General features: G+C 59.2%; 19 protein-coding genes. 18 read left to right on the top strand and 1 reads right to left on the bottom strand.

Annotated features, from left to right (window positions below; all coding sequences use genetic code 11):
- Nucleotides 1-22: 22 nt before the first annotated feature.
- Genes urtB through urtE form a run of 4 tightly spaced genes read left to right on the top strand, consistent with a single transcriptional unit; the run spans nt 23 to nt 4,289 of the window.
- Nucleotides 23-1,654: an urea ABC transporter permease subunit UrtB gene (gene urtB, locus KD146_RS03150; protein ID WP_212657292.1), complete on the top strand. Its 1,632-nt coding sequence runs from the start codon at nt 23-25 to the stop codon at nt 1,652-1,654.
- Nucleotides 1,651-2,826 carry an urea ABC transporter permease subunit UrtC gene (gene urtC / locus KD146_RS03145; RefSeq protein WP_212657291.1) on the top strand — a complete coding sequence of 392 codons (1,176 nt, stop codon included), beginning with the start codon at nt 1,651-1,653 and terminating at the stop codon, nt 2,824-2,826. Before urtB ends, urtC begins: the two co-directional genes overlap by 4 nt.
- A 3-nt stretch (nt 2,827-2,829) precedes the next feature.
- Complete coding sequence (urtD, locus tag KD146_RS03140) at nt 2,830-3,588, top strand: urea ABC transporter ATP-binding protein UrtD (RefSeq protein ID WP_212657290.1); 759 nt, start codon at nt 2,830-2,832, stop codon at nt 3,586-3,588.
- Nucleotides 3,585-4,289 (top strand): urea ABC transporter ATP-binding subunit UrtE, encoded by a 705-nt coding sequence (gene urtE, locus KD146_RS03135; protein WP_212657289.1) that lies wholly within the window; start codon nt 3,585-3,587, stop codon nt 4,287-4,289. The genes urtD and urtE overlap by 4 nt, the downstream gene beginning before the upstream one ends.
- A 54-nt stretch (nt 4,290-4,343) precedes the next feature.
- On the opposite strand, the gene KD146_RS03130 is transcribed toward urtE, so the two are convergent.
- Complete coding sequence (locus KD146_RS03130; RefSeq protein WP_212657288.1) at nt 4,344-4,661, bottom strand: hypothetical protein; 318 nt, start codon at nt 4,659-4,661, stop codon at nt 4,344-4,346.
- A gap of 116 nt (nt 4,662-4,777) precedes the next feature.
- On the opposite strand from KD146_RS03130, the gene KD146_RS03125 reads away from it, so the two are divergent.
- The 14 genes from KD146_RS03125 to KD146_RS03060 all read left to right on the top strand — a co-directional run bounded on the left by KD146_RS03125 (nt 4,778) and on the right by KD146_RS03060 (nt 13,494).
- Nucleotides 4,778-5,581 carry an urease accessory protein UreD gene (locus KD146_RS03125; RefSeq protein ID WP_249327567.1) on the top strand — a complete coding sequence of 268 codons (804 nt, stop codon included), beginning with the start codon at nt 4,778-4,780 and terminating at the stop codon, nt 5,579-5,581.
- Nucleotides 5,582-5,589: 8 nt separating this feature from the next.
- A complete protein-coding gene (locus KD146_RS03120) occupies nt 5,590-5,892 on the top strand; it encodes an urease subunit gamma (protein WP_212657286.1) in 303 nt (100 codons plus the stop codon).
- Nucleotides 5,893-5,898: 6 nt separating this feature from the next.
- A complete protein-coding gene (locus KD146_RS03115) occupies nt 5,899-6,207 on the top strand; it encodes an urease subunit beta (RefSeq protein WP_212657285.1) in 309 nt (102 codons plus the stop codon).
- A gap of 60 nt (nt 6,208-6,267) precedes the next feature.
- On the top strand, nt 6,268-6,660 hold the full coding sequence (locus KD146_RS03110; protein WP_212657284.1) for a hypothetical protein: 393 nt from the start codon (nt 6,268-6,270) through the stop codon (nt 6,658-6,660).
- Nucleotides 6,661-6,683: 23 nt separating this feature from the next.
- A complete protein-coding gene (gene ureC, locus KD146_RS03105; RefSeq protein WP_212657283.1) occupies nt 6,684-8,393 on the top strand; it encodes an urease subunit alpha in 1,710 nt (569 codons plus the stop codon).
- Nucleotides 8,394-8,447: 54 nt separating this feature from the next.
- Nucleotides 8,448-9,335, top strand: a complete 888-nt coding sequence (locus tag KD146_RS03100; protein WP_212657282.1) for a class I SAM-dependent DNA methyltransferase — start codon at nt 8,448-8,450, stop codon at nt 9,333-9,335.
- Between the two features lie 105 nt (nt 9,336-9,440).
- Nucleotides 9,441-9,737 carry a putative quinol monooxygenase gene (locus KD146_RS03095; RefSeq protein ID WP_212657281.1) on the top strand — a complete coding sequence of 99 codons (297 nt, stop codon included), beginning with the start codon at nt 9,441-9,443 and terminating at the stop codon, nt 9,735-9,737.
- Between the two features lie 43 nt (nt 9,738-9,780).
- Nucleotides 9,781-10,167, top strand: coding sequence for an MliC family protein (locus KD146_RS03090; protein ID WP_212657280.1), 387 nt, complete (start codon nt 9,781-9,783; stop codon nt 10,165-10,167).
- Between the two features lie 3 nt (nt 10,168-10,170).
- Nucleotides 10,171-10,758: a hypothetical protein gene (locus KD146_RS03085; RefSeq protein ID WP_212657279.1), complete on the top strand. Its 588-nt coding sequence runs from the start codon at nt 10,171-10,173 to the stop codon at nt 10,756-10,758.
- Nucleotides 10,759-10,823: 65 nt separating this feature from the next.
- Complete coding sequence (locus KD146_RS03080; protein WP_212657278.1) at nt 10,824-11,288, top strand: urease accessory protein UreE; 465 nt, start codon at nt 10,824-10,826, stop codon at nt 11,286-11,288.
- Nucleotides 11,285-11,947, top strand: coding sequence for an urease accessory protein UreF (locus KD146_RS03075; protein ID WP_212657277.1), 663 nt, complete (start codon nt 11,285-11,287; stop codon nt 11,945-11,947). Before KD146_RS03080 ends, KD146_RS03075 begins: the two co-directional genes overlap by 4 nt.
- A complete protein-coding gene (locus KD146_RS03070; RefSeq protein WP_212657276.1) occupies nt 11,944-12,375 on the top strand; it encodes a DUF3995 domain-containing protein in 432 nt (143 codons plus the stop codon). Before KD146_RS03075 ends, KD146_RS03070 begins: the two co-directional genes overlap by 4 nt.
- Complete coding sequence (gene ureG / locus KD146_RS03065) at nt 12,372-13,004, top strand: urease accessory protein UreG (protein ID WP_212657275.1); 633 nt, start codon at nt 12,372-12,374, stop codon at nt 13,002-13,004. Before KD146_RS03070 ends, ureG begins: the two co-directional genes overlap by 4 nt.
- Nucleotides 13,005-13,113: 109 nt before the next feature.
- The gene (locus KD146_RS03060; protein ID WP_212657274.1) at nt 13,114-13,494 is read left to right on the top strand and encodes a GNAT family N-acetyltransferase; all 381 of its coding nucleotides are present in this window, start codon (nt 13,114-13,116) and stop codon (nt 13,492-13,494) included.
- Nucleotides 13,495-13,497 lie beyond the last annotated feature (3 nt).

Here is a 13,497-nt window from a genome sequence, read left to right as displayed (position 1 = left end):
AACGAGACGCCAGAGGCCAACGATGAACGCAATCAGATTACTCCGGACGATCGCGCTCTTCCTTGTTCTTTCCCTTGGAATTTCATCAGGTGCACAGGCGCAGATCGCTGACGCCGAGCTGACACCGCTGATCGATGCCTTGGCACCGGGCAGCTTCAAAGACCGCGCCACCGCAATCGATGCGCTTGTTGCCAGTGGTGATCCCCGAGCCGTCCCGGTCCTTCGGGTTCTGCTTGAAGGCGAACTTTATGTTGATGAAGCCACCGGCAAGACCGTCTTCACTGCGCAGTCTGGTGGCAAAGGTGTTCGCTCCGATCCGGTCACCGGCGAAGAACTGCCAACCCTGGCGGACGTCAAGCTCGACAAGGTAAAGGTCAACAACAGCCTGCGCCGCACATTGCGCACCGCCATCGGTCAGATGACCCTGCTCAGCCAGAAAAATGATGTCCGCCTCGCTGCTGCGCAGTCCATCCTGCGCGATGCGGATCCCGACAATCTCGAACTGCTCGATAGCGCGATCGCCGCCGAAACCAGCACAGACATCGAGCGTGTCATGCGACAGGCCCGGGCTGCCATCATTCTTAAATCGCCCAACGCAACGCTGGAGGACTGGCAAGCCGCGGTGCCGACAGTGCGCGCCATTGGCGGGCGTGACGCACTCAACATGCTGACCACCGCGCAAGCAGGCGCACCAGCCGAAGTGCAGCCCGCCATTGCCGCCGCCCTTGAAGGGTTGGCCCGCGATCAGGCTGCGTGGGATGTTGCCCAAAACGTCTGGTTTGGTGTCTCGCTGGGCTCGGTACTGCTGCTCGCGGCTATTGGACTGGCCATCACCTTCGGTGTGATGGGCGTTATCAACATGGCCCATGGCGAAATGGTCATGCTCGGCGCCTACACCACATTTGTGGTGCAGGAGATAATTCGCCAGAATTATCCTGGCCTTTTTGACTGGTCACTGGCCATTGCCCTTCCCCTGGCCTTTCTCGTCACCGGTCTGATCGGCATCATCATTGAACGCGGTGTCATTCGCTTTCTCTATGGCCGTCCACTTGAAACTCTGTTGGCCACCTGGGGCCTGTCGCTGATCATCCAGCAGGGCGTGCAGACCATTTTCAGCGCCAATATCCGCGAAGTCGGCAACCCGACCTGGATGTCAGGCTCCTTCGATCTGGGCGGCCTCGCCATCACCTGGAACCGCTTCTACATCGTGATTTTCGCCGCCATGGTCTTCGCCGCCCTCTTGCTGGTGCTCAAATACACAGCCATCGGCCTCCATATGCGGGCCGTCACCCAGAACCGGCGCATGGCTTCGGCCATGGGCATCCGCACGCCGCTGGTCGATGCACTGACCTTTGGTTTGGGCTCGGGCGTAGCGGGTCTGGCCGGCGTAGCCCTCAGCCAGATCGGCAATGTCTCGCCCAATCTGGGTCAGGGCTACATCATCGACAGCTTCATGGTTGTGGTCTTTGGCGGGGTGGGCAATCTGTGGGGCACCTTTGTCGGCGCGCTGACGCTGGGTATCGCCAACAAGTTCATTGAGCCCTATGCGGGCGCAGTGCTGGGCAAGATCATCATTCTTGTTCTCATCATCCTGTTCATTCAGCGCCGTCCCCGCGGGCTCTTCGCGCTCAAGGGAAGGTCTGTCGAAGCATGATTACCCAGGCTCTGTTCCGCGCTCTGGACAAGAAGGCCATTTGGCTGGTTGCCATTCTTCTGCTGGTAGCAATTCTGGTGCCCCTGTCAAATCTGGTGCTACCTGACGGGCATCCGCTGCATCTGCCCAATTATGCCATTCCCCTGCTCGGCAAGTACCTGACTTTTGCCATGCTGGCCCTCGCGCTGGATCTGGTCTGGGGCTATTGCGGCATTCTCTCGCTGGGCCACGGCGCCTTCTTTGCCATCGGCGGCTACGCCATGGGCATGTATCTGATGCGCCAGATCGGCACCCGCGGCGTCTATGCCAATCCGATCCTGCCTGACTTCATGGTCTTCCTGAACTGGAAGGAGCTGCCCTGGTATTGGTACGGCATGGACAATTTCTGGTTCGCCATGCTGATGGTTATCGTGGTCCCCGGCCTGCTCGCCTTTGTCTTCGGTTTTCTGGCCTTCCGCAGCCGCGTAACCGGCGTCTATCTTTCCATCATCACCCAGGCCATGACCTATGCCCTGCTGCTGGCCTTTTTCCGCAACGATATGGGCTTCGGCGGCAATAACGGCCTGACCGATTTCAAGGACATTCTGGGCGCCTCCGTGCAGGATACCGGCACCCGCTCAGCGCTGTTTGCGGCGTCCGCAATTGCGCTGGCCCTTGCCGTCCTGGTCTGTTCAATGATCGTCAATTCCAAGCTCGGCAAGGTCATGGTCGCCGTGCGTGACGCAGAAAGCCGCACCCGCTTCCTTGGCTATCGCGTCGAATACGTCAAACTCTTCGCCTTTGTCGTTTCGGCGATCATCGCCGGCATTGCCGGGGCACTTTACGTACCCCAGGTCGGCATCATCAACCCTTCCGAATTCGAGCCTGCCAATTCCATTGAAGTGGTCATCTGGACTGCCGTGGGCGGTCGCGGGACCATTGTCGGCCCCATCCTGGGCGGCATTCTGGTCAATGTCGGCAAATCCTATTTCACCGGTGCATTTCCCGAGTACTGGCTGTTTGCCCTGGGCGCACTGTTTGTCGTCACCACGCTGTTTCTACCAAAGGGTATTGTCGGCCTGATCGGCCAATATCGCGCGGCCACGACCAAGCGCGAACAGCACGACCGCGATGCACCCACCCCCATGCAGGTCGAAGCTGGCGTCGACCCCGAACCCAAGCCGGCGGAGTAAGTCATGGCTGGAACTGCCGAAAATTCTGACACCATGCTCTATCTCGACGGCGTCTCAGTGGCCTTTGATGGCTTCAAGGCCATCAACAATCTGTCCATCATCGTCCACCCCGCTGAAATGCTGGCGATAATCGGCCCTAATGGCGCGGGCAAGACCACTATGATGGACATCATCACCGGCAAGACCCGCCCCGATGATGGCCAGGTACTGTTTGACGGCCGCACCGATCTGACCAAGCTCGACGAGGCCGCCATTGCCAATCTGGGCATTGGTCGCAAGTTTCAGAAACCGACGGTATTCGAAAGCCAGACAGTCTGGGACAATATCGAGATGGCCTTGAAAAAGCCCCGCGGTGTCTTTGCTACACTGTTCTACAGCGCTGACGATCCCGATATTGCGCGCATCACGGAAATTCTCGAAACGGTCCGCCTGCTCCCACGTAAGGATGAACTGGCTGCCGACCTTAGCCATGGCCAGAAACAGTGGCTCGAAATTGGCATGCTGTTGGCTCAGGACCCCAAGCTGCTTCTGGTCGACGAACCGGTGGCGGGCATGACGGACGCCGAGACCGTCGAAACGGCTAAACTGCTGCGCGAAATTGCCAAAACCCGCTCGGTAGTAGTGGTCGAACACGATATGAGCTTTGTGCGTGAGCTTGGCTCGCGTGTCACATGCCTCGCCGAGGGCTCGGTTCTGGCGGAGGGCACACTTGATCAGGTCAGCGCCAATCCGGTTGTCATCGAGAGGTATCTGGGACGATGAGCACCGCGCTTTCCATCGACACGATCGACCTGCACTACGGCGCGGCGCAGGCGCTTAAATCTGTTTCCATTGAGTGCAAGCCGGGACGTATCACCGCTGTCCTGGGCCGCAATGGCGTGGGCAAGTCATCGACACTGCGCGCCGTCACCGGCGTGCACAATATCTCCGCTGGAGACATCCGCTTCGGCGATGCCGTCCTGCGCAAATCCCCGCCCTACAAACGGGCGCGTATGGGCATTGGTTATGTTCCTCAGGGACGCGAGATATTTCCCCTGCTCACGGTACGCGAGAACCTTGAAACTGGGTTTGCGGGTCTAAAACGCTCTGACCGTAACATCCCTGAATACATCTTCGAACTATTTCCGGTGCTCAAATCCATGCTGGGCCGGCGCGGTGGCGACCTCTCTGGAGGACAACAGCAGCAGTTGGCCATTGGCCGCGCACTCGTCACCCGCCCCAAGGTTCTGGTGCTCGACGAGCCGACTGAAGGCATTCAGCCGTCCATCATCAAGGACATCGGTCGGGCCCTTCAATTCCTGCGGGACGAGAAAGGCATGACCATTCTGTTGGTCGAGCAGTTCCTCGACTTCTGCCGGGAAATCGCCGACGATATCTATGTTATGGATCGCGGTGAAATCCAGCACGCCGGCCCCGCCAGCGATCTCGATCTGCCCGATGTCCGCCGCCATTTGATGGTCTAGAAACAGGAAACGCCCGGCCGAAGCCGGGCGCATACAATACCAATGGTATCGCTACTAGTTCGTCACTTCAATTTCTGGAACTTCGGTGTCTTCTGGCAGCAGGCCAGCGTCGATGCAGTCCTGAAGCGTGATATCATCGATGCCCTTGGCGTCGCTGTCGGTGGACGCGACATCGTTGGCAGTGTTCTCGCTGAGATCTTCGCCCACAGCATCGGCAGTAGCGCTGACCATCTGGTCACACATTGCCTGAACGCGAGGAAGATCAATGTCAGTAACAGTCACGTTGCCGACAAGTGTAGCCGCCGTAGCAGCGCCAGATACGCCAAGAGCAACAGCAAGAGTAGCAGCGGAAATAATATTGGTGAAACGCATATCTATCAGCCTTTAATTTATTATGGTCGTAGAGCGTTGGCTCGATGGGGAAATGCGCGGATATGAGTTTGGTTGCTGCACAATCCATTTCACCTGATCACGTTTTTCATCATACGATGCAACGTGCTCGTGGCGCCGGTCGCCTCAGCACAAAACAGGGTGACAACGTCACCCGTATCAATCGTCTCTATCAGGATGGCTGCGCCAAGATCCGCCTGCCTCACACCCATAGCAATGCACTCGAAGCAGTGTTGATCAACACCGCTGGAGGCCTGACCGGCGGCGATCAGATGGACTGGACCGCGGATATCGCTGACAATGGCAAAGCGGTGTTGACCACGCAGGCGTGCGAACGCATCTACCGATCGCTGGGCGGCCCCGCTACCGTCCGCACTACTCTCAATGTCGGCAAGAATGCCCATCTCGACTGGCTGCCACAGGAAACGATCTTGTTCGCTAGCAGCCAGCTCGACCGGCGCATCAATATCGATCTGGCCGCTGGCGCCAGCCTGACTGCCGTGGAAGCTATCCTTCTGGGTCGCGACGCAATGGGTGAACTAGCACTTGATGCCCAGCTGCGCGACAATTGGCGCGTCCGACGCAGTGGCAGACTGCTCCACGCTGAAGCCACCCGCTTGGACGGCACTGTTGCGGAACGCGCTGGACTGTCGCTACTGGCCGGTAAGCGGGCTTTTGCCACTGTGCTGCATGTCGCGCCCAATGCCGACGCCGGTGCGATCGCCTTGGCGCGCCTGCGCGAAGTCCTCCCTACGGATGGTCGTATTGCCGCCAGCGCGAATGGGGAACGCCTAGTTGTGCGCGCTTTGGCTCAAACAGGTCTTGCGCTACGGCGCCTGATCGTTCCAATTCTGGCTGAGCTCTCTGGCGCCGGCACATTGCCTCGCCTCTGGCATCTATAGGACCCGCCATGAACCTGACACCGCGTGAAAAAGACAAACTGCTGATCGCCATGGCTGCCATAGTGGCCCGCAAACGCCTCGAGCGTGGCGTCAAGCTCAACCATCCAGAAGCAATTGCGCTAATCACAGATTTCGTTGTCGAGGGCGCCCGCGATGGCCGTCCCGTCGCGGAATTGATGGAAGCAGGCGCTCACATCATCACGCGGGCACAGGTCATGGACGGCATAGCCGAGATGATCCACGACATTCAGGTCGAAGCGACCTTCCCAGACGGCACCAAGCTCGTCACCGTTCACGAACCCATCCGGTAGGCCATCATGATCCCAGGCGAAATCATCACCCAGCCGGGCGATATCGAACTTAATGTTGGTGCAGCCCAGATCACCTTGGAGGTTTCCAACACCGGAGACCGCCCAGTACAGATCGGCTCGCACTACCACTTCTTTGAAGCCAATGCGGGGCTGTCTTTTGATCGTGAAAAGGCCCGCGGCATGCGGCTCGACATCGCTGCAGGAACCGCTGTGCGTTTCGAGCCTGGTCAGGCCCGTGAAGTTCGCCTGATCCCCCTGAGCGGAGATCGCGCCGTTTTCGGCTTTCGACAGCAAATTATGGGGAAGCTCGACTAACTCTGTGCGGATGCCGCAAATGCCCATAAAAGGGCGCGCAACAGACCCATGGAGCCAATCATGACCACCGAAGCTGAAACCGAACTACTCGCCGAACTGACCGCCGTCGTTTCCGACCTGCACTCCGCTGGCATGGATGACGGCGAAGCCATGTTCCTGCTCGGCTCTGGTGCCGATCGTCTATGCACCATTCGAGATACCCAGAGCTGGGCCGGTTTTAAATCGACCCTGACCGATGCCGACATCATTGCCCTCCTCCAGCAGATTGACGCCGAAGGCAATAGCTCAGTCCACGCAGAAAAGGGGCGTCACGCATATGCGCTGCAGGCTCTTGCCCTGTCGCTGGCTTCCACCAATGCCCAGCAGGACACCACCAAGGCCGGCGCGGCCCTGCTCGATCAGGTAATCGAAGCCGCACTCAAGAATTATCGAACTCAAGCCAAGCCCAGCTAGGGCTGCATCTGAACGAGGACACCATGCCCGCTCGTATCTCGCGCGCCACCTATGCCGACATGTATGGCCCAACCACCGGCGACAAGGTTCGCCTGGCCGATACCGAGCTGTTCATTGAGGTGGAGAACGACTTCACCACCTATGGCGAAGAGGTGAAATTTGGTGGCGGCAAGGTCATACGCGACGGCATGGGCCAGAGTCAGCGCACCCGTGCAGAAGGTGCCGTTGATACGGTGATCACCAATGCCCTGATTGTCGACGCGACCGGCATCTACAAGGCAGACGTCGGACTCAAGGACGGCAAGATCGCGGCCATCGGCAAGGCAGGCAATCCCGATACCCAGCCCGGCGTCAACATCATCATCGGCCCCTCCACCGAGGCTATCGCCGGGGAAGGACGCATCCTGACCGCCGGGGGCATGGACGCCCATATTCATTTCATCGCCCCCCAGCAGATCGAAGAAGCGCTGATGAGCGGCGTCACTACCATGTTGGGCGGCGGCAGCGGCCCCGCTCACGGGACACTGGCGACCACTTGTACCGGCGCTTGGCACATCCAGCGCATGATCGAGAGTTTTGACGGCTTTCCGATGAACCTGGCTTTGGCCGGCAAGGGCAATGCATCCATGCCCGCGCCGCTTGCTGAAATGGTACTGGCTGGTGCTTCCTGCCTCAAATTGCACGAGGACTGGGGCACCACGCCCGCCGCGATCGACAATTGCCTTAGCGTAGCCGATGACTACGACGTGCAGGTGATGATCCACACCGACACGCTCAATGAGAGCGGTTTTGTCGAAGACACCATCGCCGCCTTCAAGGGCCGAACCATCCACGCCTTCCACACCGAAGGCGCCGGTGGCGGCCATGCGCCCGATATTTTGCGCGTTGCAGGGCTTCCCAACGTTATCCCCTCCTCGACCAATCCGACGCGCCCCTACACGGTCAATACCATTGCCGAGCATCTCGACATGCTCATGGTCTGCCACCACCTTGACCAGTCGATCCCTGAGGATGTGGCTTTTGCTGAAAGCCGCATTCGCAAGGAGACCATCGCCGCCGAGGACATCCTTCACGATATGGGGGCACTGTCGGTGATTTCTTCGGATAGCCAAGCCATGGGGCGGGTGGGCGAAGTGCTGATCCGTACCTGGCAGACGGCCGACAAGATGAAGCGCCAGCGCGGACGCCTGTCTGAGGAAAGCGGCGAGAACGACAATTTCCGCGTCAAACGCTACATTGCCAAATACACCATCAATCCAGCCATCGCGCACGGCATGAGCCAGCATATCGGCTCCATCGCCGTTGGCAAACGCGCCGACCTTGTATTGTGGCACCCGGCCTTTTTCGGGGTGAAGCCCGAGATGATCCTGCTGGGCGGCTCGATTGCTGCAGCGCCCATGGGTGATCCGAATGCGTCGATCCCCACGCCCCAGCCCATGCACTATCGCCCTATGTTCGCGTCGTTCGGCAAGCTTCTGACGCGCTCCTCTGTCACGTTTGTCTCCCAGGCCGCCTATGATGATGGCCTGCGCGACAAGCTGGGGATCGACAAGCAGCTGCTGCCTGTGAGCAACACGCGAAGCGGTATCGGCAAAGCTGCCATGGTCCACAATTCGGCGACGCCCGAGATAGCCGTCGACCCCGAAACCTATGAGGTGCGCGCTGATGGTGAATTGCTCACCTGCGAACCTGCCACCGAGTTGCCCATGGCGCAGCGCTATTTTCTGTTCTAGTCAGCGTTGCAAGCGAGCGACCAACCGAGCACGGGCCGCTGCGGAGACCTGACAATGTCGACAGAACAATCGGCCGAAAGCCTGCTCAGGCGCGGCGAAGCGTGTCTGAGCGACAATCAGCCTGCCGACGCCAAGGCGTTGTTTGAGCAGGCGCTGGGGCTGCGACCCAAGGAAAGTGCGGCCTGGCGCGGCCTTGGCAAGGCACAGCTGGATCTGGGCGAGACTGACCTGGCCAGACAAAGCTTCGCCACGGCCCTCGCCATCGTCCCTTATGATCGCTACGCCGCCCATATGCTCGCAGCCCTCTCCGGGCAGGCCGACAGGCGCGCGGCAGGCTACGTGGCGGACCTGTTCGACACCTATGCCGATCAGTTTGACGGCCATCTCACCGATACGCTGGGCTATCGCATTCCTCAGGTCATCGCAGACTTGCTGGCCGACCGCGGGCCCTTCAAAACCATGCTTGATCTAGGGTGCGGCACGGGTTTGGTCGGCGCGACGCTCGCGAACGTCGTAACGACTATGGACGGTATCGACATCGCCCCCAAAATGACCCGCAAGGCGCATGAAAGAGGCATCTATCGCCATTTGCGCACCGGCGACACGCGCGACATTCTGGCTACCGACAATGCACTGGCCGGCCCCTATGATTTGGTCACGGCAGCCGATGTCTTCGTCTATGTCGGGCCACTGGAAGCCACATTCGCCAGTGTTGCGAAGATTCTTGGGGCCAAAGGCCTCTTCGTTTTTTCGGTAGAGGACGAACCGGGCGAGGAAATCGTCTTGCGCTCAAGCGGTCGCTTTGCGCATCCCCAGCGTTACGTTGAACGACAGGCGGACAATCATGGCTTCGCCATTCGCGAGCGGCTCTCACATCCTATTCGCCAGGAGCGGGACAGACCCATCCCCGGCATGCTCTATCTCATGACGCGTGCCGGATAGTGTCAAACCATTTTGGCAGGCACGCCGCTTTTGTTATCCCCCTACCTAGTCTGGCGCCGCCGGCAGTGTCAGACTAACGCCTCAGGATCGCATTGGAGATCAGGCTTGATATACGTCGCCGCAACGTTCCGCATTCGGCCGGGAACCATCGAAGCCTTTGTTGCTGCGGCCTATATCGCTATTGATACAGCGCGGCGTGAACCTGGCTGCCTGCTCTACGATCTGCACGCCAGCGTCACAGACCCAGATCGGCTGGTTTGTCTTGAACAATGGGACAGCCGCGAAACATTTGACCGCCATCTGGCAGCGCCCCATATCGCCACCTTCAGCGAAGCGATCAAACCCTATGTTCTCTCCACACGTGTAGAGATCATCCATCCCGACCACGTCGACACCATCTGAACCTCGCTGCCGATACGCCTGCGCCCGAAATGGAGAACACGTCATGTCAGCTCGATTCATTACCGCCGCCGTCACCGCGTCCCTGCTACTGCCTGGCGCCGCTCTGGCAACCCAGACCAGTCTCGAACTGACCATCACCACGCAGTCCGGCGAATTTGAACAGCGCGTGGTGCGCTATGACTGCGCTACCGAAGCGTTCACCAGGGTTGTCTATCTCAATGCTGCACCGAACTTTTTGGCCATTGTGCCACTGGCCGATGAACCCGAGCCGATGGTCATGGCAGCGGTGATCTCGGGCTCTGGCGCGCGATATGCGGCCGGCAAATGGGTGTGGTGGACCAAGGGCGCCGAAGCTGCGCTCTACGACGCCACCATGCCGGAGGACGCCGAACCCGTTCTCACCTGCACCGAAGTCAACGATATCCCCTAATCCATGGAAGCCCCGTTCACCCCCGAACTATTCCCCCATATCCGAATCGTTATGGGCATGGTCATCGGCCTTGCGATAACCCGACTGCTGATGGGGGTAGCCGGGCTGGTACAGCATCCCAATCGCGCCAGCTTGTCGAGCATTCACCTGCTCTGGGTTGGCTCGATCCTGCTCGAACTGATCCACTTCTGGTGGTGGCAATTTGCGCTGTTTCAGCTCACCGATTGGCATTTCGGCATCTTCTTTTTTCTGATCGTCTACACCATCGTGCTGTTCCTGCTCGCCACCTTGCTGTTTCCAGACCCGATCTACGAGTATGATGGCTACGAAGATTTCTTCATGAAGCGACGCGGCTGGTTCTTTGGCCTGTTCGCTGCCACTTTCGTTTTTGACATCATCGACTCCTTGCTCAAGGGACCCACTAATTGGGAGCTTTTCGGGCTCCATTATTACGTTCAGGTGCCTGTTGGTTTAGTCCTGTGCGGCGTCGCCGTCTGGACAGCCGATCGCAAAATTCATCTCGGTATCGTGCTACTGCACCTCGCTTATCAGCTCTCTTGGATCACCAGGCTCTTCTATATCAACGCGTGACCCGCTAGGGTGCCAGCCAAGGTTGGGAAGCCTTTGAAAACCGGGTCCGTCCCGAGGAATACCCTATGCTCCGTGCCGTTTCGCACCTGCCCGCCAGTCACGACCGCGGCGCACCAATCGACAGCATAACTCTCGCCCATGACGAGCGACGTCTGCGCCGCAAATTGCTGACCTGTGCAGAAGGCACCGAGGTGATGGTCGATTTCCCTGCCACAGTCACCCTTGAACATAATGGGGCGCTTGAACTGGAAGATGGTCGCATCATCGCCATTTTGGCCGCGCCAGAGCTGCTTTACCAAATCCGCGCCAGCTCACCAGCCCATCTGGTCCGTCTGGCCTGGCATATCGGCAATCGCCATACCTCGGCCCAGCTCGAAGAGGCCCGCATCCTGATCAAGCGCGATCATGTGCTCAAGACCATGCTGGAGGGACTTGGCGCCGACATCACTGATGTCACCGAACCGTTTTTCGCCGAACACGGCGCCTATCACAGCCATGCCGATACCGGCCACGCGCTCCTCGCCCGATGACAGCCCATTCCGACCTGCAAAAACTGCTAACCTGGCTTTCACCGGCCTTTCCCGTGGGGGCCTTCGCCTGGTCTGCGGGTTTGGAAACCGCAATAGCCAACGGCGTTGTGCACGACCGTGGCACCACCGAGCAATGGGTAGAGGGCGTTCTCGCCCATGGCGGTTTGCGCACCGACGCCATTCTGCTGGCCCATGCCCATCGCGCGGCGTCCGATGCTGCCGAGTTGCAGGAATTGGCAGACCTCTGCCTGGCTTTAACCCCGGCACGTGAAAGGCACGAGGAAACCACCACTACCGGCGCCGCTTTCGCTGCCGCCGCAAAGGCATGGCCTACTCCAGTGCTCGACAACCTGCCACACCCCTGTCCATACCCTATAGCGGTGGGCGCTATCGCTGCAGGCCACGCCATAAATCTCGAGGCCACGCTGCTTGGCTATCTCACGGCCACCGTGCACAGCCAGATCTCAGTCGCCGTCCGGCTGGTGCCCATTGGACAGACCGATGGCCTCTCCATCATGGCCACCCTCGAGCCGATTATCGCCAGCATGGCCACGCTGTGCCAGCATGCCGCACGCGATGATATTGGCGCAGTGGCATACGCCGCTGATATTGCTCAAATGGCCCACGAAACGCAGACAACGAGGATTTTTCGTTCATGAGCATGCTGATCGCTGCCCTGATGTTCATCGCCCTGCTGGCCGTCTCGGTCGCCCATTTCATCTGGTCCGTTGGCCAAACCTGGCCTATCCGCAATGAGAAATTGTTGGCCCAGACCGTAGCCGGCTTTCGTGACATTGAGCGCATGCCGCCCAAAATGGCATCCCTAGCCGTGGCCATTGCCACACTGCTCGCCGGCATACTTGCGCTGGCCCTGGCCGACCACGACAGCGGCGGATTCCCCCTAACACTGCTCGGATTGCCATTGGCAGCAGTATTCCTCGTCCGCGGCGCCCTTGGTTATACGGCCTGGTGGGCAGACAAGACCCCTGAACCCAGCTTCCGGTTCAATGACCGTCGCGTTTACTCCCCGCTCTGCCTGATGCTCGGCGCAGGCTTTCTGACACTCGTCATCATGAGGCTGCTATGAAATCCCTGAACGGTCCCCTGCGCATTGGTATTGGCGGCCCCGTCGGTTCGGGTAAGACCACCCTGTGTGAGAACCTGCTCAAAGCCATGCGGGACCGCTACTCCATGGCGGTGGTCACCAACGATATCTACACCCGTGAAGACGCCCTGATCCTGTCACGTGCACAGGCCATCTCGGAAGATCGCATTGTCGGCGTGGAAACTGGTGGCTGTCCGCATACCGCCATCCGCGAGGATGCTTCGCTCAATCTGGCGGCTATCGACGATCTGAACAGCAAGTTCCCCGATCTCGACATCATCCTGATCGAAAGCGGTGGCGATAACCTCGCCGCAACATTTTCACCAGACCTGGCCGACATTACCCTCTATGTCATTTCGGTCGCTCAGGGCGAAAAAATCCCGCGCAAAGGTGGCCCCGCAATTTCGCGCTCTGACCTGCTGATCATCACGCACACCGATCTGGCGCCTTATGTCGGCGCCAGCCTTGGAGTTATGGAAGCAGATACCCAAAAGGTGCGCGAAGGACGTCCTTATGTCTTCACCGATTTACTGCGTCATGAAAGCCTCGACCAGATTATCGCCTTCATCGAAAAGGCAGGCGGACTGACCGACGTGCAAGCCGCCGAGTAGTACATAGCTGCGTCAACTGATGGGAGGCTGCATGGACAGCGTGTTACGCCTGAGAAAAGATCTCGCTCGGGCTCAGCAACCAGCTGTGTGGGCAGCGCCAACCCGTCAAATGTCACTGGCGCAGACCGATCCGGAGGTCCTGCACGCGATCCTGACTGAAGCCTATTCTGCTGGCATGGGCGAAATCGCCTCATTTGGAACGTGGTGGCCCCAGCTCAATGGCGACAGCGAGTTCGATCCGGAACTGGTATTTATCGCAGCCGACGATGGGGGTCAGCCTATCGGCATTGCTCAGTGTTGGACCAGCGGCTTCATCAAGGATCTCGCTGTCGTCCCAGCGTGGCGAGGCAGGGGGATTGGCGAGACGCTATTGCAGCAGACTTTCTGGAGCTTCTGGCAACGCGGCGTCTATAGCTGCGACCTCAAGGTGATGGCCGAGAATACGCATGCGATTGCCCTTTACCGCCGCATGGGCATGACGGTGGTATAGAAT

It is taken from the genome of Devosia litorisediminis (assembly GCF_018334155.1).
Classification (GTDB): Bacteria; Pseudomonadota; Alphaproteobacteria; order Rhizobiales; family Devosiaceae; genus Devosia; species Devosia litorisediminis.
The sequence above is the reverse complement of the archived record's forward strand: the minus strand, read 5'-3'. Positions and strand labels throughout refer to the sequence as shown.

Coding starts and splice junctions, on each gene's coding strand:
- KD146_RS03100 (WP_212657282.1), top strand. CDS start 8,448: ATGTCGACAGAACAATCGGCCGAAAGCCTGCTCAGGCGCGGCGAAGCG.
- KD146_RS03120 (WP_212657286.1), top strand. CDS start 5,590: ATGAACCTGACACCGCGTGAAAAAGACAAACTGCTGATCGCCATGGCT.
- ureG (WP_212657275.1), top strand. CDS start 12,372: ATGAAATCCCTGAACGGTCCCCTGCGCATTGGTATTGGCGGCCCCGTC.
- KD146_RS03085 (WP_212657279.1), top strand. CDS start 10,171: ATGGAAGCCCCGTTCACCCCCGAACTATTCCCCCATATCCGAATCGTT.
- KD146_RS03070 (WP_212657276.1), top strand. CDS start 11,944: ATGAGCATGCTGATCGCTGCCCTGATGTTCATCGCCCTGCTGGCCGTC.
- urtB (WP_212657292.1), top strand. CDS start 23: ATGAACGCAATCAGATTACTCCGGACGATCGCGCTCTTCCTTGTTCTT.
- KD146_RS03080 (WP_212657278.1), top strand. CDS start 10,824: ATGCTCCGTGCCGTTTCGCACCTGCCCGCCAGTCACGACCGCGGCGCA.
- KD146_RS03125 (WP_249327567.1), top strand. CDS start 4,778: ATGCAACGTGCTCGTGGCGCCGGTCGCCTCAGCACAAAACAGGGTGAC.
- KD146_RS03130 (WP_212657288.1), bottom strand. CDS start 4,661: ATGCGTTTCACCAATATTATTTCCGCTGCTACTCTTGCTGTTGCTCTT.
- KD146_RS03110 (WP_212657284.1), top strand. CDS start 6,268: ATGACCACCGAAGCTGAAACCGAACTACTCGCCGAACTGACCGCCGTC.
- urtC (WP_212657291.1), top strand. CDS start 1,651: ATGATTACCCAGGCTCTGTTCCGCGCTCTGGACAAGAAGGCCATTTGG.
- ureC (WP_212657283.1), top strand. CDS start 6,684: ATGCCCGCTCGTATCTCGCGCGCCACCTATGCCGACATGTATGGCCCA.
- KD146_RS03060 (WP_212657274.1), top strand. CDS start 13,114: ATGTCACTGGCGCAGACCGATCCGGAGGTCCTGCACGCGATCCTGACT.
- urtE (WP_212657289.1), top strand. CDS start 3,585: ATGAGCACCGCGCTTTCCATCGACACGATCGACCTGCACTACGGCGCG.
- KD146_RS03075 (WP_212657277.1), top strand. CDS start 11,285: ATGACAGCCCATTCCGACCTGCAAAAACTGCTAACCTGGCTTTCACCG.
- KD146_RS03090 (WP_212657280.1), top strand. CDS start 9,781: ATGTCAGCTCGATTCATTACCGCCGCCGTCACCGCGTCCCTGCTACTG.
- urtD (WP_212657290.1), top strand. CDS start 2,830: ATGGCTGGAACTGCCGAAAATTCTGACACCATGCTCTATCTCGACGGC.
- KD146_RS03115 (WP_212657285.1), top strand. CDS start 5,899: ATGATCCCAGGCGAAATCATCACCCAGCCGGGCGATATCGAACTTAAT.